Origin of the sequence: Pseudomonas fulva, from assembly GCF_023517795.1 — a bacterium.
GTDB lineage: Bacteria > Pseudomonadota > Gammaproteobacteria > Pseudomonadales > Pseudomonadaceae > Aquipseudomonas > Aquipseudomonas fulva_D.
In genome coordinates, this window is sequence record NZ_CP082928.1 from 4,604,230 (window position 1) to 4,629,689 (window position 25,460).

The 25,460-nt window shown below is 62.9% G+C and carries 24 protein-coding genes; 13 read left to right on the forward strand and 11 right to left on the reverse strand.

What is annotated here, in order from left to right; genetic code table 11:
• The first annotated feature begins 242 nt into the window (after nucleotides 1–242).
• The 4 genes from K8U54_RS21250 (at nucleotide 243) to K8U54_RS21265 (ending at nucleotide 3,780) form a co-directional block, all read left to right on the forward strand.
• A complete protein-coding gene (locus K8U54_RS21250; protein ID WP_249907668.1) occupies nucleotides 243–761 on the forward strand; it encodes a PAAR domain-containing protein in 519 nt (172 codons plus the stop codon).
• Complete coding sequence (locus K8U54_RS21255) at nucleotides 758–1,459, forward strand: VRR-NUC domain-containing protein (protein ID WP_249907669.1); 702 nt, start codon at nucleotides 758–760, stop codon at nucleotides 1,457–1,459. The genes K8U54_RS21250 and K8U54_RS21255 overlap by 4 nt, the downstream gene beginning before the upstream one ends.
• A 15-nt stretch (nucleotides 1,460–1,474) precedes the next feature.
• Nucleotides 1,475–2,563, forward strand: coding sequence for a DUF3396 domain-containing protein (locus K8U54_RS21260; RefSeq protein WP_249907670.1), 1,089 nt, complete (start codon nucleotides 1,475–1,477; stop codon nucleotides 2,561–2,563).
• A gap of 131 nt (nucleotides 2,564–2,694) precedes the next feature.
• Nucleotides 2,695–3,780 carry a DUF3396 domain-containing protein gene (locus tag K8U54_RS21265; protein ID WP_249910490.1) on the forward strand — a complete coding sequence of 362 codons (1,086 nt, stop codon included), beginning with the start codon at nucleotides 2,695–2,697 and terminating at the stop codon, nucleotides 3,778–3,780.
• A gap of 197 nt (nucleotides 3,781–3,977) precedes the next feature.
• On the opposite strand, the gene K8U54_RS21270 is transcribed toward K8U54_RS21265, so the two are convergent.
• The 4 genes from K8U54_RS21270 to K8U54_RS21285 form a co-directional block, all read right to left on the reverse strand.
• A complete protein-coding gene (locus tag K8U54_RS21270; RefSeq protein ID WP_249907671.1) occupies nucleotides 3,978–4,436 on the reverse strand; it encodes a BRO-N domain-containing protein in 459 nt (152 codons plus the stop codon).
• 541 nt (nucleotides 4,437–4,977) lie between these two features.
• Nucleotides 4,978–5,742 carry a BRO-N domain-containing protein gene (locus K8U54_RS21275; protein WP_249907672.1) on the reverse strand — a complete coding sequence of 255 codons (765 nt, stop codon included), beginning with the start codon at nucleotides 5,740–5,742 and terminating at the stop codon, nucleotides 4,978–4,980.
• 109 nt (nucleotides 5,743–5,851) lie between these two features.
• Nucleotides 5,852–7,114: a ribonucleotide-diphosphate reductase subunit beta gene (locus K8U54_RS21280; protein ID WP_070886483.1), complete on the reverse strand. Its 1,263-nt coding sequence runs from the start codon at nucleotides 7,112–7,114 to the stop codon at nucleotides 5,852–5,854.
• A 172-nt stretch (nucleotides 7,115–7,286) separates the two neighbouring features.
• Entirely contained in the window at nucleotides 7,287–10,196 is a 2,910-nt protein-coding gene (locus K8U54_RS21285; RefSeq protein WP_249907673.1) for a ribonucleoside-diphosphate reductase subunit alpha, read from the reverse strand.
• Nucleotides 10,197–10,206: 10 nt separating this feature from the next.
• Here K8U54_RS21285 and K8U54_RS21290 point away from each other — a divergent pair, with 10 nt between their 5' ends.
• A complete protein-coding gene (locus K8U54_RS21290) occupies nucleotides 10,207–10,704 on the forward strand; it encodes a hypothetical protein (RefSeq protein WP_249907674.1) in 498 nt (165 codons plus the stop codon).
• 202 nt (nucleotides 10,705–10,906) lie between these two features.
• On the opposite strand, the gene K8U54_RS21295 is transcribed toward K8U54_RS21290, so the two are convergent.
• The 6 genes from K8U54_RS21295 to minC all read right to left on the reverse strand — a co-directional run bounded on the left by K8U54_RS21295 (nucleotide 10,907) and on the right by minC (nucleotide 17,224).
• On the reverse strand, nucleotides 10,907–11,740 hold the full coding sequence (locus tag K8U54_RS21295) for a 5'-nucleotidase, lipoprotein e(P4) family (RefSeq protein ID WP_249907675.1): 834 nt from the start codon (nucleotides 11,738–11,740) through the stop codon (nucleotides 10,907–10,909).
• Nucleotides 11,741–12,043: 303 nt separating this feature from the next.
• Nucleotides 12,044–14,194 carry a TonB-dependent siderophore receptor gene (locus K8U54_RS21300; RefSeq protein ID WP_249907676.1) on the reverse strand — a complete coding sequence of 717 codons (2,151 nt, stop codon included), beginning with the start codon at nucleotides 14,192–14,194 and terminating at the stop codon, nucleotides 12,044–12,046.
• Nucleotides 14,195–14,425: 231 nt separating this feature from the next.
• Complete coding sequence (locus K8U54_RS21305; RefSeq protein ID WP_249907677.1) at nucleotides 14,426–15,061, reverse strand: RluA family pseudouridine synthase; 636 nt, start codon at nucleotides 15,059–15,061, stop codon at nucleotides 14,426–14,428.
• 184 nt (nucleotides 15,062–15,245) lie between these two features.
• Nucleotides 15,246–15,500 carry a cell division topological specificity factor MinE gene (minE, locus tag K8U54_RS21310; protein ID WP_013790888.1) on the reverse strand — a complete coding sequence of 85 codons (255 nt, stop codon included), beginning with the start codon at nucleotides 15,498–15,500 and terminating at the stop codon, nucleotides 15,246–15,248.
• A complete protein-coding gene (minD, locus tag K8U54_RS21315; protein WP_013790889.1) occupies nucleotides 15,497–16,312 on the reverse strand; it encodes a septum site-determining protein MinD in 816 nt (271 codons plus the stop codon). The genes minE and minD overlap by 4 nt, the downstream gene beginning before the upstream one ends.
• 180 nt (nucleotides 16,313–16,492) lie before the next feature.
• On the reverse strand, nucleotides 16,493–17,224 hold the full coding sequence (gene minC / locus K8U54_RS21320; protein ID WP_249907678.1) for a septum site-determining protein MinC: 732 nt from the start codon (nucleotides 17,222–17,224) through the stop codon (nucleotides 16,493–16,495).
• A gap of 225 nt (nucleotides 17,225–17,449) precedes the next feature.
• On the opposite strand from minC, the gene K8U54_RS21325 reads away from it, so the two are divergent.
• The 4 genes from K8U54_RS21325 (at nucleotide 17,450) to K8U54_RS21340 (ending at nucleotide 21,202) form a co-directional block, all read left to right on the forward strand.
• A complete protein-coding gene (locus K8U54_RS21325; protein WP_249907679.1) occupies nucleotides 17,450–17,968 on the forward strand; it encodes a GNAT family N-acetyltransferase in 519 nt (172 codons plus the stop codon).
• 35 nt (nucleotides 17,969–18,003) lie between these two features.
• The gene (locus K8U54_RS21330) at nucleotides 18,004–18,903 is read left to right on the forward strand and encodes a LysR family transcriptional regulator (RefSeq protein ID WP_249907680.1); all 900 of its coding nucleotides are present in this window, start codon (nucleotides 18,004–18,006) and stop codon (nucleotides 18,901–18,903) included.
• Nucleotides 18,904–19,095: 192 nt separating this feature from the next.
• Nucleotides 19,096–20,310: an MFS transporter gene (locus tag K8U54_RS21335; protein WP_249907681.1), complete on the forward strand. Its 1,215-nt coding sequence runs from the start codon at nucleotides 19,096–19,098 to the stop codon at nucleotides 20,308–20,310.
• A gap of 223 nt (nucleotides 20,311–20,533) precedes the next feature.
• Nucleotides 20,534–21,202, forward strand: a complete 669-nt coding sequence (locus K8U54_RS21340; protein ID WP_249907682.1) for a TIGR04211 family SH3 domain-containing protein — start codon at nucleotides 20,534–20,536, stop codon at nucleotides 21,200–21,202.
• A gap of 215 nt (nucleotides 21,203–21,417) precedes the next feature.
• Here K8U54_RS21340 and K8U54_RS21345 read toward each other — a convergent pair whose 3' ends face one another.
• Complete coding sequence (locus K8U54_RS21345) at nucleotides 21,418–22,281, reverse strand: LysR family transcriptional regulator (RefSeq protein WP_249907683.1); 864 nt, start codon at nucleotides 22,279–22,281, stop codon at nucleotides 21,418–21,420.
• 385 nt (nucleotides 22,282–22,666) lie between these two features.
• Between K8U54_RS21345 and K8U54_RS21350 the strand changes: the two genes are divergently transcribed.
• The 4 genes from K8U54_RS21350 (at nucleotide 22,667) to K8U54_RS21365 (ending at nucleotide 25,368) form a co-directional block, all read left to right on the forward strand.
• Complete coding sequence (locus tag K8U54_RS21350) at nucleotides 22,667–23,092, forward strand: VOC family protein (protein WP_070886472.1); 426 nt, start codon at nucleotides 22,667–22,669, stop codon at nucleotides 23,090–23,092.
• A gap of 194 nt (nucleotides 23,093–23,286) precedes the next feature.
• The gene (pxpB, locus tag K8U54_RS21355; RefSeq protein WP_249907684.1) at nucleotides 23,287–24,054 is read left to right on the forward strand and encodes a 5-oxoprolinase subunit PxpB; all 768 of its coding nucleotides are present in this window, start codon (nucleotides 23,287–23,289) and stop codon (nucleotides 24,052–24,054) included.
• Nucleotides 24,051–24,992, forward strand: coding sequence for a biotin-dependent carboxyltransferase family protein (locus K8U54_RS21360; RefSeq protein WP_249907685.1), 942 nt, complete (start codon nucleotides 24,051–24,053; stop codon nucleotides 24,990–24,992). Before pxpB ends, K8U54_RS21360 begins: the two co-directional genes overlap by 4 nt.
• Complete coding sequence (locus K8U54_RS21365) at nucleotides 24,982–25,368, forward strand: LamB/YcsF family protein (RefSeq protein WP_249907686.1); 387 nt, start codon at nucleotides 24,982–24,984, stop codon at nucleotides 25,366–25,368. The genes K8U54_RS21360 and K8U54_RS21365 overlap by 11 nt, the downstream gene beginning before the upstream one ends.
• Nucleotides 25,369–25,460 lie beyond the last annotated feature (92 nt).

Below are 25,460 nucleotides of genomic sequence, written 5' to 3' on the forward strand. Positions count from 1 at the left end.
CATGATCTCTGTTACTCGGCATGGCGATGCATCTCTGCCCATTCCTGGCTAGGATACACCGCCCATGGTTTCAGCCGCTGTCGGCAGCGCTATTGATGGCAACGCCATCAGCAGCAATTTGCAACGCGCTGCACAACACCTGAGTAACGTTAATGGACAGCGCTCCAGCCGGGCTATCAGACGGTATAAGCCAGTCAGCCGCCAGAGCTGTCAATACCTCTCGCTAATGCAAGGACTCGCACATGAGCGGAAAACCTGCTGCACGCGTCACCGATCCAACGGCTTGCCCACTGCCAGGCCACGGCACCAATCCTATCTCCAGTGGTTCACCCGACGTCATCTTCGATGGCCTGCCAGCAGCCCGCCAAAACGACGTGTCCGCCTGCGGTAGTCCGATCGTCTCCGGTGTGTCATCGACGGTGTTCATCAATGGCCAGCCTGCTGCCACTCTGGGCAGTGTTGGGGCTCACGGCAATGTAATCATTGGTGGCTCTGGAACTATCATCATCGGTGATGTATTCATTCCCGCCCCCTTCGTTCCAGTCACTCCGCTATCTCGCGCCACGGCGCCTTATTCCGGGCGTTTCCAGCTTATCGACCAGGAAACAGGCAAGCCCGCCGCCGGGCGCAAGGTGAGGGTCTGGTCCAGCGGCGGCTGGAGCGTTTTCAGCACCACGGATAGCGAAGGTATGACGCAGTGGGTCAACCACGATGCCTCGCATTCCATCTATATCGATCTGGTGCAGGGAGGCGAGGCATGAGTGATCAGCCCAGCCTCTCTCAGGGCGGCATGAGCCCTGGCGGCAAGACCAACCCAGTGGGCATCCTGCAACCCAAACTCGATCCTCAGGATAGGAAGGTGCTGTGCTCGGCGATCTGCTATTGCAGCAGCACGCCCAACGTCAGCCAAAATGGCAGAAATCTGAAGCAAGCGTGTGTGGCTCAGCGCTTCGGCGAGTTGGACGAAATTCTCAAGGGGCGCAGCCCCTACAAAGCCGAGATCAGTTACGACATGACCAAGAACCCGCCGCAGCCGATTCTCGACAGCCAGACAGGCAGCAGTGCACATGGCTGGATACCGGGCTGGATCAGTAAGTACTGGGATGAAGACCCGGAACATCCGCCGTTCAAACCGGGAAAAGGAATGATTCGGCGCCCCGACGTAGTGATCGTAAAGGATCCTAACAAGCCACCGACGCAGGACAATATCAAGCAAGTAGTGGAGATGAAGTTTCCGCCTGATCCGCGCAATGACGAACAACTTAGTGCTTACGAGAGGATCGCAGGAGATGATTCGAAAGTTGTTGAGATGAGTTCTACGGACTGCGACTGCAGTCAGGAAATTCAACATTCCGAGGTGCCGGTTGAAGAACTGGGCTGGGCGGCAGCCGTCGCAAGCGGTCTGATGTTCCTGTTTACTCGTGGACGCTCTTCTCGGCCAACTGCACCTGCCTACTGATAAAGAGAAAAAATCATGGAATCAGAATTCAATCTGGCGGAAGGGTTGGCCGAGCAACCCCACCTTTTGGAAATGCCCGGCAATTTGTTGATGAAGGGTGGTCGGGAGGACTACATCGGTGCTGTGCTGTGCCTGCGTGGGACGCTGTTTTTCAAGGAAGCCCATACTCCACTGGTACGCGAGGCTTTGTGCCGGTGCTTTGATGAGTTTAAGCGTATGGCCGATACTCATCTCACCTGGCTTTGGCGAGAAGGGCCACCTCAGGGAAAACCCCTGATGCCCTATCGCGAGGCAACTCCATTGCGCGAAATGATGGCGGCAATGGACGAAGACGATCACCTCAGCTTTTGCTATACCAGCGGCATGCAATCACGGGATGCCAGCGCTTGGCTGTTCGACGTTTTTGGCAAGCGAGGCTGGGAGGCAAAGATGGGAGACGGTCTGAGCGTTCTGGAGTTTTCAGTACCATTGCTATACCAGGAGCAGAACTCACTGGCTTTTCTGCAGCTTTTTCTCGGCTTCGTCAATCGGCTTGTTCCGGAGCAGGGCTATGCTGGGCACGCTTACAACTTATCCCCCACTGGTCGGAGCTTTAACGAACCCACAGAGGCATTTATGGCTGCGCGCATGCCAGGCCTGGACGCGGGGAAAGCTGCTCTACTGGCCAACCGTCCGAAGTTCAGGCATACCAAGATTAAAACCGTCAGTTGGTTGACTGTACTTGATCACACGCGACTTCAACAACTCGGCGGTCTGGAGGTGTTGCGTGCGAAACTGCCGACCAGCCACTTTGCTCTCTATGACTACGGCGCAGGTGTGGTGATTCAGTCTGGCGCGTATCCATATCTAGTTGGAGATGGCGCAGACCCAAAACCGGCCGCCTATGTGTTGCTCAATCACGTGCTCAAAGGCATTCGCTACGAAACGGTAGGTTCGCTGCATGGCGGTTCACATGATGGCGAGTTGAGGCTTGTCGGCTGGTCGGCGGACCAGTGGCTCAAGCGTCTGGATGTGGATGATGCTGAGCTACCGGCCTGGCGCAGCAAGTTGCTCGCCAATGAACCCTGCCTAGACGCTACGAATAGCTTGCCTGAGCGCTTGTAAAGCGGCCATTTTTACGCGAAGGCAAAGCCGGTATCCGAAAGCGGGAGGGGGCTGTAGCCTTCATGGGCTCGTTAGCTGATCTGCACGGACCATCCATCTTGGGCCAGGCTTTTGAATTGGAGAGTATTCACCTGAAGCACGAATTCAGCCTGGCCGAAGAGTTGACCAAGTATCCTCAGGCGCTGGAAATACCCGGTAACCTGCTGATGAAAGGTGGCCCGAAAGACTATATCGGGGCTGCGCTGTGCCTGCGCGGCACGCTCTATTTCAAGGAGGCCCATACGCCATTGGTGCGCGAGGCGTTGTGCCAGTGCTTCGACGAGTTCAAGCGCTTGGCCGAACCTCACCTCACTTGGCTCTGGCGCGAGGAGCCGCCGGAGAGTAAGCCACTGACTGCATATGGTGATGCGAGGCCATTACGCGAAATGCTGGCCAGCATGGATGAGGATTATCCACTGAGCTTCTACTACACCAGCGGGAAGCAGCCTAACGATGCTAGCGCGTGGTACTTCGATATTTTTGGCCAGTCAGCCTGGGAGGCGAGGATAGGCGATGATCTTAGCGCAATGGAGCTCTCCGTTCCGCTTCTATATCAGGAGCAGAACCCGCCAAGTTTTCTGCGCTTGCTCCTCAATTTTGCGCGGCGACTGGCGCCAACGCAGGGATATGCCGGGCATGCTTTTAACCTTTCTGTTACCGACAGGAGTAATAACCAACCTACCGAAGCCTTCATGGCGTCTCGCATGCCTGGGCTGGACGCGGGTTCCGCAGGACTGCTAGCGAATCGGCCCGAGTTCAAACCGATCAGAATCAAGACTGTCAGCTGGTTGACAGTACTCGACAACGCGCGCTTAGAGCAGGCTGGCGGTCTGGCGGCGCTACGTGCACAGCTGCCGTCCAGCCATTTCGCTTTTTACGACTATGGAGCTGGCGTCGTGATTCAGGCCGGGGCTTATCCGGCCGGAGGAGATGGCGAAGACCCGAAACCGGCTGCCTATGTGTTGCTCAATCACGTGCTCAAAAGTATTCGCTACGAGACCATAGGTTCGCTGCATGGCGGTTCGCATGATGGCGAGCTGAGGCTGGTCGGTTGGTCGGCGGACCAGTGGCTCAAGCGTCTGGATGTGGATGACGCCGAACTACCAGCCTGGTGCAGCAAGTTGCTCGCCAATGAGCCGTATCTCGATGCTACGAATACTCTGTCTGAGCGTTTGTAGAGCAGTTACCACGACTCTTTTGATGCAAAGATCAACATACGGCTGCCGACGGCCGATTCCCTGAGGATGAACCACTGCCAATGCCTTGGATGGTTGGAGCTCGTCGAGGAGGTGTCCGATTCTGATGACTCCCACACGGCAGCGTAGGAGCCATGTTGTGACGCACCGAGCCTCGAACTGGCCGGTTCGCTGTGGCATCAAGGCCGGTAAGGCATCCAGACATCGCCCTGCCAGTGCAGCAGTGACAGGCCCTGGTGGTTTTCGCGGCGCGGGCGGTGAGTGTTCGCCGGCTCGCCCTCGCGCAGTGCCGGCACCACGTCGGCGCTGAGCCAGCGGCGGATGCAGCGGTTTTCCGGGTGGTAGTAGTGGATCAGTACGGCGTACACGCCTGATTCGCTGATCAGCCGGGTCGTCTCGGGTTGGCCATGGGTGTTGAGCAGCACGGCATCGAGCAACTGGTCGGCATCCAGCGTGCGGGTAACGCGTTCTCCCAGGTGCGGTTGGCCGATCAGGCGGCCCAGCTCGTGGGCGCAGAACCAGCAGTGCGGGTCGAGCATTACGGCGCGCAGTTGGCGGCGGTGGCGGGTGAAGGTCGTGGGGATCAGGGTTTCGCCGGGAAGGGCGGGTATGGCGGGGAATGCGGATTGAGTTGGCATATCCATTACCTCTGTGTGATTGATCAGCTTTCTTAGGGCTGGGTGCCGGGAGCTAAGAAACCCCACACAGAGGGCCGGACGTATTTCCCTTTCGGGTCTTGTATTAGCCCACTCCCGACATATCAGAGGTGTTTTTCTTGCGCGCACGGGCAGGCCGTAGGCACAAAAAAGCCGCGAATGTCGGATGCGGGCGGGCCGCTGTGTGAAAGGCGTTTCTTAGGCGCCGTTTAGTAGGGTAGGGGTGTAGATGAAACCGGTCAAGGACAACGGCTTGTGCGGGCAGAGCTCGTCCGGGTTTCCCACTGGATTTGGTCGTCCTGAACGGTGGACAAGCTTCGCGTTGTCCACCCTACGTCACGATTCCCGCCTTGCGTAGGGTGGATGACGCTCTTTTCATCCACCGTTGCGGGGTGTCCGGGCTACTTGCTGGCCGGTGGCAGATATGAGTTTCGGCGTCGTACTTGGTAGTGATCGACGCAGAGCGTCGAGGGCTGCATTACCACGCGGAGCGTGGGAACGATCAAACGAGTAAGTATATTTACTACTGGTTTATTAAGGCGATCGCATTAGCAATTACTTCTGGAGGGTAAGCTCTATGCTCCTCCCCGTCACGGTATATTTTTCTCGAGGGGATGCTTTGTTCAAGGCGAAGTTTAGTGCACATTGCTCTCAGATGTTGCTGGTCAATATCAATGCTGTGTTTTGTGCAGTACTCTTTTATTTCTATGAGTTCGTCTGCAGTAGTTGAAGCAGTGATGTAGTCGATTTTTTCATTAAGATCATTTAGTTGTTGTTCTGTTCGATTAAAGCGAAGTTTTGTTTCAAGTGCTAATTTTTCTCGCTCTTGTATCTCTCGGATGAGGATGTTTGTGTGCTGTGCCAGTGTTTGCGCAAGTGACATCAAATCCGAACTTCCTGTCTGCAGTGGAGCAGGGTATGTTCCGTACTTTCGAACAGATGGGATTACATCATGAAATATCCAACGCTGGAATTTCTTGCTAGCTGGAGTGCTGTCTCTGGAAATTATTCTATACAGGCCGGGTTCTGTAATAAATGGCTCTTTTCTTGGTGAGTGATCTTCTCCGGGGGTAGGGAAGTATTCGCACTCGTCTTCGTCTAAAATTCCTAGTTGTGCTTTAACTAGAGATGCAAAACTATTGGAGCCTCCTTCTATATGTTTGTTCGAGGAGACCAGAGTCCGAATGACATCCTCTAGTGATACATAAAGTTTTTCATTGATGTAGAGAGATCTTATTTTTGAAGTGCCATGTTCTGCGTGGTAGTCAAGTAGCAGTGGTGCATTCATTAAATATCCTCCAAATAAAAGCCCCGCACTAGGCGGGGCTCTTTATTAAGCTTCAACCCCAACATCCATGGCAGGTGTTGGGCGAATCTACAATGATTTCAAACTGACATCAATCCCAGCTCAACGCCCCACCGGTCTGATACTCGATCACGCGGGTCTCGAAGAAGTTCTTCTCCTTCTTGAGGTCCATGATCTCGCTCATCCACGGGAACGGGTTGGTGGTGCCTGGGTATTCTTCCTTCAGGCCGATCTGGGTCAGGCGGCGGTTGGCGATGAATTTGAGGTAGTCCTCCATCATCGCGGCGTTCATGCCCAGTACGCCGCGCGGCATGGTGTCGCGTGCGTATTCGATTTCCAGCTGGGCGCCCTGCAGGATCATCTGGGTCGCCTCGTCCTTCATGGTGGCGTCCCACAGGCTCGGGTTCTCGATCTTGATCTGGTTGATCATGTCGATGCCGAAGTTCAGGTGCATGGACTCGTCACGCAGGATGTACTGGAACTGCTCGGCGGTGCCGGTCATCTTGTTGCGGCGGCCCATGGAGAGGATCTGGGTGAAGCCGCAGTAGAAGAAGATGCCTTCGAGTACGCAGTAGTAGGCGATCAGGTTCTTGAGGAACTGGCGATCGGTTTCCGGGGTGCCGGTTTCGAACTTGGGATCGGAGATCGAGCGGGTGTACTTGAGGCCCCAGGAGGCCTTCTTCGCGACGCTCGGGATCTCGTGGTACATGTTGAAGATTTCGCCTTCATCCATGCCCAGCGATTCGATGCAGTACTGGTAGGCGTGGGTGTGGATCGCTTCCTCGAAGGCCTGGCGTAGGATGTACTGGCGGCACTCGGGGTTGGTGATCAGGCGGTACACGGCCAGTACCAGGTTGTTGGCAACCAGGCTGTCGGCGGTGGAGAAGAAGCCAAGGTTGCGCTTGACGATGCGGCGCTCGTCTTCGGTCAGGCCGTCGGCGGACTTCCACAGGGCGATGTCCGCGGTCATGTTCACTTCCTGGGGCATCCAGTGGTTGGCACAACCATCGAGATACTTCTGCCAGGCCCAGTCGTACTTGAAGGGTACGAGCTGGTTGAGGTCGGCGCGGGCGTTGATCATCTGCTTGTCGCCGACTTCCACGCGCGCGGAGCTGCCTTCGAGCTCGTCCAGGCCTTCCTGGATGTCGAGGTCGTTGAGGGCCTGTTTGGCGCGGGCCACGGCGGCGGAGTCGTTGGCGTCGACGGCGCGGGCTTCGAGGGCGGCGTTGCCGCCGACCTGGTTGAGTTTTTCCAGGCTCATGTCGGCACCGGCCTGGGCCTGTGCGGCGGTGTTCTTGGCGGGGGAGGCGGCTTCGGCGCCGTCTTCCTTGTCGAATTCATCCCAGCTCAGCATGGTGGGGCTCCTGCTCGAGAGGCCGGTTAAGGGCCGGCCTGTGTGGATAGTGGCTAATCGTCGGTAGCTCGCGGTGCACGCAGAGCGCTACGGCTGATTATCAGAGGCCGGGGCTGTACCCCGGCTCTTGGGTTATTTGCGCCGGCTGCAGGGGCTGCAGCCGGCTGGGCCATTACTGGCAGGCTTCGCAGTCCGGCTCGTCGATGGCGCAGGCCTTCGGAACCGGCGCCGGGCCAGGGGAGGCCTGGGTGGCCGGCGCGGCAGCCGGGGCTGCGACGAGGCCTTGGTCGCCACCACTGGACACGGCGTTGAGCTTGCCGGTGTTGATGGTGGACTTCTCGGTGCTGGTGGCGGCCAGGGCACGGAGGTAGTAGGTGGTTTTCAGGCCACGGTACCAGGCCATGCGGTAGGTCACGTCGAGCTTCTTGCCCGAAGCGCCAGCGATGTACAGGTTGAGCGATTGCGCCTGGTCGATCCACTTCTGGCGACGGCTGGCGGCATCGACGATCCACTTGGTGTCGACTTCGAAGGCGGTGGCGTACAGGTCTTTCAGGTCTTGCGGGATGCGCTCGATCTGCTGCACGGAGCCGTCGTAGTACTTCAGGTCGTTGACCATGACCGGGTCCCACAGGCCGCGGTTCTTGAGGTCGCGAACCAGGTAGGGGTTGATCACGGTGAATTCGCCGGAGAGGTTCGACTTCACGTAGAGGTTCTGGTACGTCGGCTCGATGGACTGCGACACGCCAATGATGTTGGAGATGGTCGCGGTCGGCGCGATGGCCATGATGTTGGAGTTGCGAATGCCTTTCTTGACGCGCTCGCGCACCGGCGCCCAGTCCAGGGTCTCGTCCAGGTTGACGTCGATGTACTTGGCGCCACGGGCCTCGATGAGGATCTGCTGGGAGTCCAGCGGCAGGATGCCCTTGCTCCACAGCGAACCGTCGAAGGTTTCGTAGGCGCCGCGCTCGTCGGCCAGGTCGCAGGACGCCTGGATGGCGTAGTAGCTGATCGCTTCCATGGAGCGGTCGGCGAATTCCACCGCGGCGTCGGAGCCGTAGGCGATGTGCTGCAGGTACAGGGCGTCCTGGAAGCCCATCAGGCCGAGGCCGACCGGACGGTGCTTGAGGTTGGAGTTCTTGGCCTGGGGCACGCTGTAGTAGTTGATGTCGATGACGTTGTCGAGCATGCGCACGGCGGTCTTCACGGTGCGACCGAGCTTGGCGGTGTCCAGCTTGCCGTCGACGATGTGGTTGACCATGTTGATCGAGCCCAGGTTGCAGACCGCGATCTCGTCCTTGTTGGTGTTCAGGGTGATCTCGGTGCACAGGTTGGAGCTGTGCACCACGCCCACGTGCTGCTGCGGGCTGCGCAGGTTGCACGGGTCCTTGAAGGTCAGCCACGGGTGGCCGGTCTCGAACAGCATCGAGAGCATCTTGCGCCACAGGTCCTTGGCCTGGATGGTCTTGTACAGCTTGATCTTGCCGTACTCGATCAGGGCTTCGTAGTACTCGTAGCGCTCTTCGAAGGCCTTGCCGGTCAGGTCGTGCAGGTCCGGCACTTCGCTCGGGCTGAACAGGGTCCACTTGCCGTCTTCGAAGACGCGCTTCATGAACAGGTCCGGAATCCAGTTGGCGGTGTTCATGTCGTGGGTACGACGACGGTCGTCACCGGTGTTCTTGCGCAGCTCGAGGAATTCCTCGATGTCCATGTGCCAGGTTTCCAGGTAGGCGCACACGGCGCCCTTGCGCTTGCCGCCCTGGTTGACCGCCACGGCGGTGTCGTTGACCACCTTGAGGAACGGCACCACGCCCTGGGATTTGCCGTTGGTGCCCTTGATGTAGGAGCCCAGCGCGCGCACCGGGGTCCAGTCGTTGCCCAGGCCGCCGGCGAATTTGCTCAGCATGGCGTTGTCGTGGATGGCGCCGTAGATGCCCGACAGGTCGTCCGGCACGGTGGTCAGGTAGCACGACGACAGCTGCGGGCGCAGGGTGCCGGCGTTGAACAGGGTCGGGGTCGACGCCATGTAGTCGAACGAGGAGAGCAGGTTGTAGAACTCGATGGCGCGCTCTTCACGGTTCTTCGGCTCTTCGATGGCCAGGCCCATGGCCACGCGCATGAAGAACACCTGGGGCAGTTCGAAGCGCACGCCATCCTTGTGGATGAAGTAGCGGTCGAACAGGGTCTGCAGGCCCAGGTAGGTGAACTGCTGGTCGCGCTCGTGGTTCAGCGCCTTGCCCAGCTTCTCCAGGTCGTACTCTTTCAGTTTCGGGTCGAGCAGCTCGAACTGCGCACCGGCTTCGACGTAGGCCGGCAGGGCCTTGGCGTAGAGCTCGGCCATCTCGTGGTGAGTGGCGCTGGCGGCAATGTTGAGGAAGCTCAGGGCCTCGGCGCGGATGTTGTCCATCAGCAGGCGGGCGGTGACGTAGCTGTAGTTCGGCTCACGCTCGACCAGGGTACGGGCGGTCATCACCAGGGCGGTATTGACGTCCTTCTGGTTCACGCCGTCGTACAGGTTCTTCAGGGTTTCCTTCTGGATCAGCGCGCCGTCGACTTCCAGCAGGCCTTCGCAGGCTTCGGAAATGATGGTGTTGAGGCGGCCCATGTCCAGCGGCTCGAGGCTGCCGTCGGCGAGGGTGACGCGGATGCTCGGGTGCGGCTCGGCGATGCCGCTGCCGGCATCGGCGCTCTTGCGCTTGTTGGCCTGGGCTTCACGGTAGATCACGTAGTCGCGGGCGACCTTCTGCTCGCCGGCGCGCATCAGGGCCAGTTCGACCTGGTCCTGGATCTCTTCGATATGGATGGTGCCGCCGGACGGCATGCGACGCTTGAAGGTCGCGGTGACCTGCTCGGTCAGGCGCGCCACGGTGTCATGGATGCGCGACGAGGCGGCGGCGGTGCCGCCTTCCACTGCGAGGAACGCCTTGGTGATGGCCACGGTGATCTTGTCACCGGTGTAAGGCACCACGGTGCCGTTACGCTTGATCACACGCAGTTGGCCCGGGGCGGTGGCGGCCAGATCCTGAGGGGCGTCGCCCTGAGGCACGTTGGCCTGAGGGTTCTCACGAGTGGTGTCGGTGTGCATGAAGGTCTCCATGATCAATGAAATTTTCAGGGCGAAGCGTTGTGTCGCTGATCGACGTGGTACCTGGCGTTCATTCCAATCGACAAAGCCTGCGCCTGCACGGGCGGGCAGCAGGGTGTTGCAAAAAGGCGGTGATGGACCGGTCGAGGCGCTGCTCGGCGGCGGTCGGTACTGTTCGATGCCGGAACGCTTCGTCCCTGGCGTTTACTGGTGCTTCACGCTGCGTGGGGCCACTAGATGTAGTGGTGGCCGCTACGGGCGCAGCGTCTGGTGTCGCGTGCGGCACGAACGATCGGCTCGTTCGCTGCCGCTGTATCCCGGTTTTGCCGCAGCCTCTGCAAAAAGCGCCTGGGGCATGGACTTTTTCAGCACATTTGTGCTTGGGTCCTTTTGGGCCAGAAACCCAACATATAGGGGTCTGGCGAACTGGGGATACAAGATAGTGCGGTGCGCGCGCCATGGCAAGCCCTTGGGGCTGTGGATAAAGCTGTGGGTTATGCCGGGGTAAGTGGCGCAAAAGCCCATGGTTGCTGGCGCTCGCCCAGGCATGGGCGCTGATGCCGCAGGGCGTTTTTTTTCAGGCGGCCGTGAGGCTTTGCCACTGGTTCACGGAAACACAACATATGGGGTTATTCAGGGAACTTTCAGGTCAATGTGCCATCACGGCGCAAGCGCCCGGTTCCGGTTGCTGGAGCATGACCGTTGGTCGCTCAGGGCAGGACCAGCGCGCGCAGCTTGAGGGCGCGTTTTTCACCCTCCGGCAATGCGTCCTGATCGGCATAGGGCGCCGTGTACCAACCCCCATAGGTGGGGTTGGGCAGCAGGAACCAGCGCTGGCCGAACCAGGCCCGGTACGGCGCCGCGGCCTGGCGCTGCGCGTCCAGGCGATTGGGCGCGGCAATGAAGTCGCCGTAGCTGTCGCCCACCATCAGCAGCACCCGCGCGCGCTCGCCCACCCACTGGCGGCGGCAGGTCTTGTCCGAGCCCGCTTGCTGGCAACCGCCAATGGCCGTGCCGGCAGTCAGGATCTGCCCGATGTCTTCGATGGGAAAGCCCGCCTGGCGCAGGTTGCGCAGGGTGTCGGCTTCCTGCCCCGGTTCGCGGTTGGTCAGGTAGTAGGCGGTGATGTCCAGCCGGGCGGCCGCCTGCATGAAGGCCACCGAGCCGGGCAGGGCGCGGGCCTCGGCCTTTTCCACCCAGCGGTACCACTCGGCATAGTCGTAGGCGCCGCCATCGACCACCGCCTTGGCGTTCACCGGGGTGTTGTCGAGCAGGGTCTCGTCGATATCGACGATCAGCGCCGGCGGCAGGCCGCTGAGGTCGCGCGGCGCCTGGGCGAGGGCGTCCCATTCGGGGTCGGCCAATGCAGGCTGCAGCTGGCGGGTCGCGGCGGCGTAGATCTGCTGGTAGAGCACCTCGTGCTCAATGGCGGTCTGGGTCCACAGCACGGCATCGAGCTGGTCATGGCCCTTGGGTGTTTGCTGGCAGCCGGTGAGCAGGGTGCCGAGCAGGGCAATGACCAGGGCGGGGGCAGCGCTACGCATGGGAGGATCCTCGAGGTTGGTCGATGGTGATTGGAGGGCAGGGCTGGGGTGCCTATGGGCTGCAGGAGCCTGTGGGAGCGGGCAGGGACGCCTAGTTCATGCCCGCGAAAATCACCGGCATGGCCCGTTCCCACAGGGTGTGGTGATCAGCGTAGGGTGGACAACGCTCTTTTTGTCCACCGTTGCGATCGTTGCATGGTGGACGGATGAAGCGTCGTCCACCCTACGAAAGGCCGCTCCCGCCACTCCTCTACCCATCACCTGGCCCATGTGTACATGGGTTTCCAGATCGTGACTCACCTCTTAAAAACTCACCGTGGCAGACAGCCGCGCCGTACGCGGGTCGCCCGGGAACAGGTAGCCATCGCCCTGGTAGGCGCCGGTGTCGCGCCAGTAGCGCTTGTCGAACAGGTTGTCGACGCTCAGGCGCAGCACCGTCTCATGGCCCTCGATGCGCGTGGTGTAGCGGCTGCCGAGATTGAACACCGTGTAATCACCGACCTTTACCGTGCCGCTCGGGTCGGCGTACTTGCTGGCGCTGTACTGCAGGCCGCCAAGCAGCGACAGGCCCTGGATGCCGGGTATCTGATAATCGGCGGCCAGGCTGGCACGCACCTTGGGCACGTTGACCGCCTGGTGGCCTTCAAAGGCTTCGGTGCCGCTGTCGATGGCCCGGGCGCGGATCACCGCGGTGCTGGCCGACAGCTGCAGATTGCGGCTGGCCTGGCCGCTGGCGGAGAGCTCCAGACCGATATTGCGCTGCTTGCCCTGCTGCACGTAGGTGAGCGAGCCGTCGTCGTTGGGGCGGCTGTATTGCAGTGCCTGGTCGATGCGGAACAGCGCGGCGCCCAGGCTCAGGCCCTGCCAGTCGCGTTTGAGGCCGGCTTCCAGTTGCCGGGATAGGGTGGGGGCGAGTGTCTGGCCCTCGTTGGTGGTGAACCAGGGCGCCTCGCCGCCCAGGGACAGGCCCTTGCTGTAGCTCAGGTACAGGGTGGTGTCCGCCTGGGGCTTATAAAGCAGCGCGGCGTTGGGCAGGAACTCACTGCGCCGGGTGCGGCGATCGCTGACGCCGCTGCTGGTGAAGGCTTCCTCGATCAGGCGCACCTGGCGACCACCCAGCAGCACCTGCCAGTGTTCGTCGAGGCTGATGCGGTCGCTGAAGAACAGGCCGTACTGGCGGCTGTCCAGGCGACGTTGCTTGGGGTTGAGCGGCACATCGGTCGGGGCGAAGTCGGCTGGGTCTTCATGGATATTGCCGGCACCGATCCATTCGTTGACCGAGCTGCGGCGATCCACGGTGCGGCGCAATGCGCTGCTGCCGACCGTCAGCTCGTGACCGATTGCACCGGTAGCAAAGGCGCCGCTGAGGGTGGCCTGCAGTTCGTCATGTCGGCGGGTGTCATCCGGGCTGCGGTAATCGTAGATGTCGTAGCCACCCTCTGGGCTGAACTGGGTGAGCCAGTCGCTACACCCGGAGGCCGGGCTGCAGCCGTAGGGAAAGCTGCTGTAGTCGTCGATCACCACTTCGCTGCGCGAGGCATCGAGGGCGGCTTTCCAGCTGTCATCGAAGCGGTACTCGAAGCGCCCGCCCAGGTTCAGCGAATCGATGCCCACCGGCTTGCCCCAGCTCTGATGGCCCAGGCGTCTGTCCGGGTCGACGCCGCTTGGCGCCTGGGTGCCGCCGAGCAGTTGATAGCCGGGCACCGAGCGCTGTTCGCGGGTCTGGTATTCGGCATCCAGCTGCAGGGTGGCGTCCGGCGAAATGTTCCAGTCCAGCGCCAGGGAAATGAAGTCGCGCTTGCCATCGGCATGTTCGACGAACGAGCGGATGTCCTCGTGGGCCAGGTTCAGGCGCACGCCTACCTGCTGCTCGGCGCCGAACCACTGGCCGAGGTCGGCAGTCAGGTAGCGCTCGCCGTCCTGGTTGCTGGCCACGCTCAGCGAACGGATATTCTCGGCGCGCTTGGTCACGTAGTTGATCAGCCCGCCCGGCTCGGTCACGCCGCTCTGCAGGCCGGACAGCCCTTTGAGCAGCTCGACCTGCTGCTTGTTCTCCAGCGCCACGTTCTGCTCGCCCACCAGGCTGCGGCCGTTGACCCGGTAGCTGTTGGCGGCGTTGAGGGAAAAGCCGCGCACCACGAAGTTCTCGTAGTAGCCGATGGGCGCATAGGCCTCGCCCACCGAGGCGTCGTTCTTCAGCACGTCGCTGAGCAGACGCGCCTGCTGATCATCGATCAGTTGCCGGCTGACCACCGCCACCGAGGCTGGGGTGTCGAGCAGCTCGGCCTCGCTGAAGCCACCCACTGCGGCGCTACGCGCCCGGTAACCGTCGCCGGCCTGTTCCTCGATGGTGGTGGCGTCGAGCACCACGGCCGAGTCGACGGCCCAGCAAAAGGTCGGGCTCAGCGCCAGGGCGAGCAGGCTCGGGGCAAAACGCGGGCAGGGCAGTGCCATGCAAACTCCTTGGTTGCAGAGGTGGGCGGTTGGCTATCCGGCGTGCGTACGATTTATCGGCTGCGTGGCAGCCATCGCTTGGTGGGGCGGCATTGTCGCTTATCGGGGCGGCGGTTGCCATGGCGGATCTGGCAATCCGTCAGCCGTGGCCTGGCGTTGAGCGTTAGCAATACCCAGGAGCAATCCCGGGTTTCGCTGCGCTCTACCCAGGCTACGGAACGGTTCAGCCGTTCAGAACGGCGCCGGGCACTCGAAGCGCAGGCGTTCGCCGCTTTGCGGATGGGTCAGGCTGAGCATGCTGGCGTGCAGGCACAGGCGCGGGTAGGCGGCCAGGGCCTGTTCGTGGGCGTAGAGGCCGTCGCCGAGCAGCGGGTGGCCGATGGACAGCATATGCACCCGCAGCTGGTGGGAGCGGCCGGTGATCGGCGTCAGCTCGACGCGGGCATGCTCAGGGTGGCGTTCGAGCACGCGCCAGAAGGTCAGGGCGTGCTTGCCGTGCTCGTGGCAGACCACGTGGCGCGGCTTGGTCGGCGGGTCATAGCGCAGGGGCAGGTCGATGCTGCCGCTGTCGCCCTCGGGTGAGCCCCAGCACAGCGCGGTATAGGCCTTTTCGGTCTCGCGGTCGTGAAACTGGCGCGACAGCTCGCGGTGGCTGTCGGCATCGCGGGCCAGCACGATCAGCCCCGAGGTTTCCCAGTCCAGGCGGTGCACGATGCGCGCCTCGGGGTAACCGTTTTCCTGCAGGCGGGTAACCAGGCAATCCTTGTTGTCGTCGGCGCGGCCGGGCACCGAGAGCAGCAGGGTGGGCTTGTTGATCACCAGCAGGGCGGCATCCTGGTGGACGATTTCGATTTGGCTGAGCGGCATGGGCGTTCTTTGGGTTGGGCGATAAAAGCGAATGGCGGCCATCGGGGCCGCCATTCGTGGCGCTGAGTAACGCAGAGGTCGATGTCGTCTCCGGCACCGCTTGGTGGGTCACGCAGCGCGCTGAGTCTGACTGCGATGCGACTGTCCCTAGCAGGCGCCGCTAACCCACCCTACGGTACGCGGATCAGCGGTCGGGCAGGGTGATGTTCAGCTCCAGAATCGAGCAGCTGCCCTGGTTTTCCAGGGCGACCTGCACCTGGTCCGAGTCGATGGCCACGTACTTGCGGATCACCTCGACCAGCTCCTGCTGCAGGGCAGGCAGGTAGTCGGGCTGGGTGCGCTGGCCACGTTCGTGGGCAACGATGATCTGCAGGCGCTCTTTGGCGATGGAGGCTGTGGTTTCCTTCTTGCGCGAACGCAAGAAGTCGAAAATATTCATTCGCGACCTCCGAATAGACGTTGCAGGAAGCCCTGCTTCTTCACATCAAGGAAGCGGTGCGCCACTTCCTTGCCGAGCAGGCGATCGACGGCGTCGCTGTACGCCTGGCCGGCGTCGCTCTGGTCGTCGAGGATCACCGGTACGCCCTGGTTGGAGGCCTTGAGCACCGCCTGGGACTCGGGGATCACGCCGAGCAGGCGGATGGCGAGGATTTCCTCGACGTCTTCCACGCCGAGCATTTCGCCCTTGGTGACGCGCTCCGGGTTGTAGCGGGTCAGCAGCAGGTGTTCCTTGATCGGCTCGCCGCCCTGTTCGGCGCGGCGCGACTTGCTGGCCAGCAGGCCCAGCATGCGGTCGGAGTCACGTACCGAGGAGACTTCCGGGTTGGTGACCACGATGGCTTCGTCGGCGAAGTACATGGCCAGGTGCGCGCCTTTCTCGATACCGGCCGGCGAGTCGCAGACCACGTATTCGAAGTTCTGCGACAGCTCGGCGATGACCTTTTCGACGCCTTCCTGGGTCAGGGCGTCCTTGTCACGGGTCTGGCTGGCGGCCAGCACGTAGAGGTTCTCGAGGCGCTTGTCCTTGATCAGGGCCTGGGTGAGGGTGGCTTCGCCGTTGACGACGTTGACGAAGTCGTACACCACGCGGCGTTCGCAGCCCATGATCAGGTCGAGGTTACGCAGGCCGACGTCGAAGTCGACGATGACGGTCTTGTGGCCGCGCAAGGCGAGACCGGTACCGATGGCAGCGCTGGTGGTGGTTTTACCGACGCCACCCTTGCCGGAAGTGACTACGAGGATCTTGGCCAAGGTGATTCACCCTAAAAATGAATAAAAGCAGGAACCTGCCGCGATTGGCGGTCTGTCGAAAGAATCGCTCGGCTGCGGCGGGCGCGATGCTCGCCAGGGGCCACCGATGATTGTTTTGACAGCCCGCCCAGAGGCGTTCGAGGGCCCTGTGTGACAGTTAAAAGTGCCGGGCAGTATCCGTTAAAGACGGGTGATGTTCAACACGTCGCCCATCAGGCTGACTTGCACCGCGCGGCCCCAGTTCGGGTCGCGGCGCAGGTCCTCGGCAACCTTGTACTGGCCGGCGATGGAGAGCAGTTCGGCGCCCATCTGCTGGCAGAAAATCCGTGCTTGCCGGTTGCCCTTGACGCCGGCCAGTGCCCGGCCACGCATCGGGGCGTAGACATGGATGTTGCCGTCGGCGAGAAGTTCCGCACCGGCACTCACCGGGGCCAGCACCACCAGGTCGCAGCCCTGGGCGTAGATCTGCTGGCCGCCGCGCACCGGGGTGGTGATGACGCGGGTCGGCTTGACCTCGGGTTCCACTGGCTTGGGCGGCTCGACCGGTTTGGGCGCCGGGTCGATGACCCGCTCGCGGGCGCCGGACGGTGGCAGCACCGGGAGGTCCAGGGCATTGGCGGCGGCGATGTCGTCCTCGCGGCTGGCGCGCACGGCCAGGGTGCGCAGGCCATGCTTGCGACACAGCGCCATGAGCGCGCCCAGATCGAGGTCGCCTTCCTCGCGGGGCAGTTTGTCGAGGGCCAATACCAGCGGCGTGTTGCTGAAGAAGTTGGGCGCCTGGGCGACCTTCTCGGCGAGTTGCAGGTCGAGGCGGGAGAGGTCGTTGTGCGCCAGTTCCATCACGGTGATGGCCAGCATGCTGCCCTTGAGCTGGAACACGGGGTCTTGGTCGAGGAGATCAGCTTGGCTCATGGTCTGCCTGATGGCCCTTGGAAAATTAGCGGGACTTATAACGAGAACGGCGGCGGGGCTCAAGGATAAATGTCGCCCCGGTTCCCGTCGCCTGGCTTGCAGTGACAAGCTGACGGGGCATTGGTGCCGCGACTGCCCTCACGGCTGCCACCGGTTGTGCGCCGCCAGGCGTGCGCGCTATGTTGCCGCCCCTTGTCAGCCAATGATCGAGTACCTTCCGGCCCCATGATCGATAGCGCTTGCGTACAGATAAGCCAGGCCACGCGCGAGGATGTCGACGAGGCGATCGGCTTCGTGATGGCCGCCCGCGCCGAGACCTTCCCGATGCTCGACAGCTCCGTCCTGCCGGATGACCTGAGGCGTTTTGTCGAGACCTACGTGCAGGGCGAGGCGGGCGCCTTCTGGCTGGCGCGCTGCGCCGGCGAGATCGTCGCGGCCGTCGGTTACCTGCCCTACGACCACCGCTTCGCCCAGCTGGACTACCAGGGTGTGCGCACCGTGGAGATCGTGCGCCTGTTCGTGGCGCCGGCCTCGAGGCGCTCCGGCGTGGCGGCGAGGCTTTGCAACGTGCTGCGCGTACATGCCCTCGGCGAGGGGGTCGAGGTGCTTTACCTGCACACCCATCCCTTCCTGCCGGGCGCCATTCGTTTCTGGGAAAAGCAGGGCTTCACGGTCACCGATGTGGAAAACGACCCGGTGTGGCAGACGACGCATATGCAATGCCGGCTGGCGGACTTGCGCTAGGGTCTATTGCCGGTCGAGTGTGGGAGTAGGTGGAGATGGATAAGTTGCTGGCCTTGCAGGCCTTCGTGGAAACCGTGCGTTGCGGCGGGTTTTCCGCGGCCGGGCGCTCGCTGGGCGTGGCGACCTCGTCGGTGACCCGGCTGGTCAGCAGCCTGGAAGCCGAGCTGCAGAGCGTGCTGCTCAACCGCAGCACCCGCCAGGTCGGCGTGACCCAGGCCGGGCAGGCCTACTTCGAGCGCGCCGTGGCGATTCTCGAGGCGTTGGCGGAAGCCGATGCCGCCGTGTGTGACGGCGGCGTACAGGCCCGCGGCCGGCTCAGCGTCAGCGCCCCGGTGGAGTTCGGGCGGCGGATCATCGCGCCTCGGCTGGGGCGTCTGCTCGAGCGGCACCCGCAACTCGAGCTGAACCTGCGCCTGAGCGATGAGGTGGTCGACCTGCTCGGCGAGCGCGTCGATGTCGCCGTGCGCCTTGGCAGCACGCTGATCAGCGACGACGTGGTCAGCCTCGGAGTCGGCCAATTCCAGCGTTGGCTGGTGGCCAGCCCGGATTACCTGGCGCGCAGCGAGCCGCTCGATGCTCCCCAGGGGTTGCTGACGCACCAGTGCCTGCGCTTCGATTACGGCACGGTGAGCCAACCCTGGCAGTTCAGCGCTGCCGGCGAGGTGCAGCAGCTGGCGGTGCGCGGGCGCCTGCACAGCAACAATGCCGACGTGCTGCGCGAAGCGGCGCTGGCCGGGCAGGGCGTGGCGCTGCTGGCCGACTGGCTGGTGCGTGACGATGTGGCCAATGGCCGACTGCAGCGCCTGCTCGATCGGTACACCATCAGCCCAGGCTCGGCGAGCGGCGCCATCAGCGTGCTGTACCTGCCCAATCGCCGCGGCTCGCGGCGGGTTGCCGCGTTCGTCGAGTTCTTGCGTGAGCTGCTTGCGGGCTGAGCGCGGGCAGCGTTCGATCTGGCGCAACGCTGCGTTGCGCGGCAGGTGGATTCTCCGCTGGCACCAGGGCTCGTAACCTTGCTTCACCCAGGCAGCCAGCCTCGTGCTGGTCACGCCATGGCATCAGCGGGCATTCCACCCGTTTCCCGTTCCGACGAGCCGCCGTGCAGGCCGGCTCATCGCGAGGTAATCATGAGCACATCCACGTCCACCCCGTCGCACAGCCTTTCACCGGCACTGGTGCTGCTGTTCGCCTTCTGCTGCGGCGCCATCGTCGCCAACCTCTACTACGCCCAGCCGATCATCGAGCTGATCGCGCCCGCCGTCGGGCTGTCGATGCAGCAGGCCAGCCTGATCGTGTCGCTGACCCAGATCGGTTATGCCGTCGGCCTGCTGTTTCTGGTGCCCCTGGCCGACCTGCTGGAGAGCCGGCGGCTGATGTTGCTGACCACCCTGGCGGCGATGGTCTGCCTGCTGGCGGCGGGGTTTTCGACTTCGCCGGGGCTGTTTCTTGGCCTCTCGCTGCTGATCGGCCTGAGCTCGGTATCGGTGCAGATGCTGATCCCGCTCGCCGCGCACCTGGCGCCGGAAGCGACCCGCGGCCGGGTGGTGGGCAACATCATGGCCGGTCTGCTGCTGGGCATCCTGCTGGCGCGGCCGGTGGCCAGCCTGGTCGCCGAATACTTCGGCTGGCGTGCGGTGTACGTGATGGCGGCGGCGCTGATGCTCGGTATCGTGGTGGTGATCGCCACCACCATTCCCCGCCATGCGCCGGACAACCGCGGTCACTACGGGCACCTGTTGCTGTCGCTGTTCGGCCTGCTGCGCCGCTACTCGACGCTGCGCCAGCGGGCGTTGTACCAGGGGCTGATGTTCGCCTCGTTCAGCCTGTTCTGGACGGTGGCGCCGATGGAGCTGGTGCGCCACTACGGCTTCAGCCAGACCCATGTGGCGCTGTTCGCCCTGGTCGGTGCCATCGGCGCCATCGCTGCGCCGATTGCCGGGCGCCTGGCCGATGCCGGTCATACCCGGCGTGCCACCCTGATCGCACTGGTGCTGGCGCCGCTGGCTTTCGCGCTGACCCTGGCCAGCCCGTTGGCAGGCGTGATCGGGCTGGTGCTGTGCGCCGTGCTGCTGGATTTCGCCGTGCAATTGAACATGGTGCTCGGCCAGCGCGACGTCTACGGGCTGGAGCAGAACAGCCGGGCGCGTCTCAATGCGTTGTACATGACCAGCATCTTTATCGGCGGTGCCAGCGGCTCGGCCATCGCCAGCCCGATCTACGAGCGCTTCGGCTGGCAGGGCGCGGCCCTGGCGGGGGCCGCGTTCCCGGCGTTGGCCCTGCTGCTCGCCCTGTGGCAGGGGCGGCACGCGGCCGAAGAGCAGCGGCTGGCCGTCGGCAAATAGGCGAGCGCAGGCGGCGCGCCGTTCTCGACGGGTGCGCCGCCAATCTGCCGGCCGCTGAGGAACCCGACCGATCTGCTGCGGTCTTTCAGCAGTCGGCCAAACCGGTGGAAGGCATGGCGTTGCGCCACTTCCGCGCCCGTGCACACCGGTTACAACAATTCGCCTGGCCGACGTTCGCGCGCTGCGTCGCATTGTGTTCCACCGCCAAGTGAAGTTGGTTTTTATGTCCCTAGCCCGCCCTTTTTCTGCTTCCTTTTCCCTGCCGCCGCTTCGCGTGCTGGGCACTTGCGTTCTATCCGGCCTGCTGCTGATCGCCGCGCCGGCCCACGCCCAACAGGCCAGTGACAACGTGCGCTGGGTCAGTGACAGCCTCAACACCTACGTGCGCAGCGGCCCCACCGACGGCTACCGCATCGTCGGCACCCTGAGCTCCGGCACCCGCGTGCAGCTGCTGCGCACCCAGGGCGACTACAGCCAGGTACGTGGCGAGAGCGGCGACGCGGTGTGGATCCCCAATCGCGACCTGCAGGAGGTGCCCGGCCAGGCCGAGCGGCTGCCAGCCCTGGAGCAGAAGGTCACCGAGCTGAGCACCGAGCTCAAGGGCATCAACGAAACCTGGGAAACCCGCGTGCAGGGCATGCAGGAAACCCTCGACTCGCGCAAGAAACTGATCGACGAACTCGAAGCCAGCCGCAGCGCCCTGGACATCGAACTCAACCAGGCTCGCTCGGAGCTGCGCGAGGCCCAGGCCCAGCTGGGCGACGAGCAGAAGCAGGTGCTGATGCGCTACATGGTCTACGGTGGCAGCATCGCCGGCGCCGGCCTGCTGCTCGGGCTGATCCTGCCGACCATGCTGCGGGTGCGCCGCAAGCGCAACGATCAGTGGATCTGAGGCTTTCGGTGACGTTCGTGTGGTTTAGATGCGGTCGCTAGAAAACAAAAGCCGCCTTTCGTAGGGTGGACCGGGTCGCGTAGACGACGCTTCACCTACGCGGCCCGACCCGTCCACCACCACGGGATCGCAATGGTGGATGAAAAAAGCGTCATCCACCCTACGGGAACGACCGGCCGGTATCGCCACGTTGCCGCCACCCCTGGCTGGTGTATTCAAACCTGCTCCATCACGCATTCGCGGAACAGTTTCTGGGCCGGTGACTGCCGTGAGCCGTAGCGGGAAATCAGCACCAGGTCGCGATAGAACACCTTGTCGCCAAGGTCGATGATTTGCACCCTGGGCTGGTTTTCGACCCATAGGCCGGCCTCTGGAATCAGCGCGATGCCCAGGCCGCTTTCGACCATCTTGACGATGGCATCCAGCTCGTCCAGTTCCAGCACCTGGCGGGGCTGGATATGTTGCTTGCGCATGAACTGGGTGACCAGGCGGCCGCCGAACGAGCTGCGGTCGTAGCGTATGAACGGATGCTCGGTCAGCATTTTCAAGGGCTCTTGCGCGTCCATGTCGGTAGGCGCCACCAGCACGAAGGGTTCGCTGCGCACCAGCTCGAGTTCCAGTTCCTTGGGTAGCTGGAAGGGCGGGCGGATGATGATCGCCAGGTCGATTTCGCCACTGTCCACCTGGTTGAGCAGGTCCAGCGAGACGCCGGGCACCAGCTTGGTCTCGATGCCCGGTGCCTGTTCGCGCAGCTTCAGCAGCATCGCCGGCATCAGGCACGACTGTACGGTGCCGATGGCGCCGATGCGCAGTTCACCACGGTAATCCTCGAGACGCTCGGGGGTGCTCATCAAGCTGAATTGCTCGAGAATCTTTTCCGCCAGCGGTACCGCCCGGGCCCCGGCCTGGTTGAGGGTGGCGGTGCGACCGGTACGGTCGAACAGCGACTGGCCGACGGCGTCCTCGAGGTTTCGGATCTGCGCACTGACCGCCGACTGGGTCAGGCCGATCTGCTTGCCGGCAGCGGCGAAGGTGCCGCAGCGGACCACGGTCAGAAAGGTTTTCAGTTCACGAAGCATGGGGGGATTTCGGTATCTATTGATCGAAATTATTTGAGCTCGAATCAAAAGATATGCGCTTTTCTGCACTGGCGACAAGCTGCACCATGGTTAGGGTCTGCTCTTGCTTCAACGCAAGCCGCGTTGCTGCGGGAAATCTCGCCAGGCTAGGCGGAGGGCGCAGGGAATGGCATTCCCTTTCCAAGCCCTCCAACGACGCATGGCGAGATTTCTCGCGCAACCCGAAGGGCCGTGCCTGTTTTGCCGCGATGCTGCGTTTCTCGCCGGCTCATTTGGCCGACCAAATTTCGCGGCTCGTGCCTTGCCTCGCGGCAAAATAGGCTACGGCGCGGCTGCGTTGAAGCAAGAGCAGACCCTATAAAAACACCGCACAGGATGACCTACCGTGAGCCTTTCTCCTTTCCACCTCGCTATTCCCGTTTACGATCTGGCCGCTGCGCGCGCGTTCTATGGTGAGGTGTTCGGCCTGCCTGAAGGCCGTTCCTCCGATCACTGGGTCGATTTCGATTTCTACGGCCACCAACTGGTGATCCACGAGCACCCGAAAACCGCTTCTCAGGAATCCGCTCACACCAACGCCGTCGACGGCCACAACGTGCCGGTGCCGCACTTCGGCATCATCCTGCACTGGGAGGAGTGGGAAGCCCTGGCCGACCGCCTGCGCGCCCGTGACACCCAGTTCGTGATCGAGCCCTACGTGCGCTTCCAGGGCCAGGTCGGCGAGCAGGCCACCATGTTCCTCTTCGACCCGTGCGGCAACGCCCTGGAGTTCAAGGCGTTCAAGGACATGAGTCAGTTGTTCGCCAAGTAATGCGCTAACGCAGACCGCCAACACAGAGTGGCGGCTCGACAAAAAATGCTTTGCGGCATATCCCTTCCGTGGGCCTGGTTTGATGAGAATAACAATCGATAATGATCGATTTTATTTGTCAGTCCGCTGGCCCGTGGCAGGGAGGTGTATCCGTCGAGCGCTTCATTTCCTCTGCCAAAGACGATGAAGACGCCATGGGCCAGCCAGCAACCGTTGATTCCTCCGTTATCCATCAGGCACTGCATGCCTGGCAGATCGTCCCTAGCGGCGATGCCTGCCTGATCATCCAGTTCGCCGCACAATTCAGCCTCGCGGCCAACCGCCATGCGGCCGCCGTTGCCCGGCAGATCGAGGCGCAGCGCCGCCGCGGCTCGCTGGTGGGCATCACCGACGTCGTGCCGGGCATGGTGTCCATCGGCCTGCATTACCGCGCCGAGCGCGTGCACTGCCAGGCGGCGGAACTGCCGTATCGCAGCCTGACTCGCCAGCTGGAAGCATTGCTCGGCAGCCTGGAGATCGGGGCGGGGCAGAGCACCTCGCGGGAGATCACCATACCGGTGTGCTATGGCGGCGAGCATGGCCCCGATCTCGATGAGGTGGCCTGCGCCTGCGGCCTGACGCCCCATGAAGTGATCGAGCTGCACACCCGCACAACCGTGGACGTGCTGATGCTCGGCTTCGCGCCCGGCCATGCCTATATCGGCGAGTTCGACGGGCGCCTCGCCATAGCGCGCCGCAGCACGCCACGCACCCTGGTGGCCAAGGGCAGCATCGGCGTGGCGAACCGGCAGAGCGTCATCTATCCCGCGGATTTGCCCGGGGGCTGGAACCTGATCGGTCGCACGCCGCTCGAGGTGTTCGACCTCGCCAGCGCCTCACCCTGCCTGCTGCAGGCCGGCGACCGGGTGCGTTTCGTCGCAATCGACGCCGAACAGTTCCAGGCTCTAGAGGTGCGCCCATGACGCTTCGTGTACTCAAGCCTGGTCTGGCCTGCACCTTTCAGGACCTGGGCCGCAGCGGGTATCAGCACCTTGGCGTGCCGGCCAACGGCGTGATGGACGAGAACGCCCACCGCCTGGCCAACCTGCTGGTGGGCAACGAGGCCGAGCAGGCCACCCTGGAAATCACCCTGCAGGGCCCGGAGCTGGTCTTTCAGTCCGGTACCGTGATTGCGCTGGCCGGGGCCGATCTGCGGGCGACACTGGATGGCCAACCCCTCGAGCCCCTGCGCGCCGTGCGTGTGCGCCCGGGCACCGTCCTGGCCTTCGGCAAGCGGGTCAGCGGCGCCCGGGCCTACCTAGCGGTGCGCGACGGTTATCGACTGCCGGCCATACTGGGCAGCACCAGCACCTATGGGCGTGGCGCCTATGGTGGGTTTGCCGGCCGGGCGTTGCGCCGTGACGATGTGATCGGCATCGCTTGCAACTTCGCCAATCCGCCGCGGGTGCTGCTACCCCGTGAAGCGGCCCTGCTGGGCTACGCGGATGGACCGATCCGCATCGTCGCCGGTCGCGAGTGGGGGCTTTTTCGGCCCGCCGCCCGGGCGCGTTTCCTGTCCACCGCCTACCGCATCGAAAACGATTCGGAGCGCATGGGCTATCGCCTCAAGGGCGAGCCCATCGAGTTGATCGAACCGGCCAACCTGCTGTCCGAGGCGGTCGCGTTCGGCACCATCCAGGTGCCGCCCAGTGGCCAGCCCATCGTGCTGATGGCCGATCGGCAGACCACTGGCGGCTACCCGAAAATCGCCAGCGTGATCAGCGTCGACCTGCCACGCCTGGCGCAGAAGCTGCCCGGTGACGAAGTCCGCTTCGAGCAGGTCAGCCTGGATCGGGCCCAGCAACTGAGCCTGGCGCGCAGCGCACTGTTCGCCGAACTGGAGGCCGCCCATGCAGGTTGATTTCAACAGTGACCTGGGCGAGAGCTTCGGGCTTTATTCGGCTGGCAGCGACGCCGAGGTACTGCCATACATCACCTCGGCGAACATCGCCTGTGGCTTTCACGCCGGCGATGCGCCGACCATGGGAGAGACCGTGGCCCGCCGGGGTACGCCCGGCGCGATGATCGACGACCCCGACGTCGCCACCATGCAGATATTGACGATGCTCCACGAGGGCAGGGTGCGCAGCCAGCAGGGCACCTGGGTGCCCGTGCGTGCGGACAGCGTCTGTATCCATGGCGATCAGCCCGGCGCGGCGCAGTTTGCCCGGGCGATTCGTCAGGCACTGGAGGAACAGGGCGTGCTGTTGCAGGCGCCCTGCACGAACACGCCATGACGCGGCCCGGTTAACAACAACAACGCCGCGTCAGTCACACCCCCACGCCCCCTGGAGACGGGCCGCGACACCCCTATCACTGCCGGGATTCA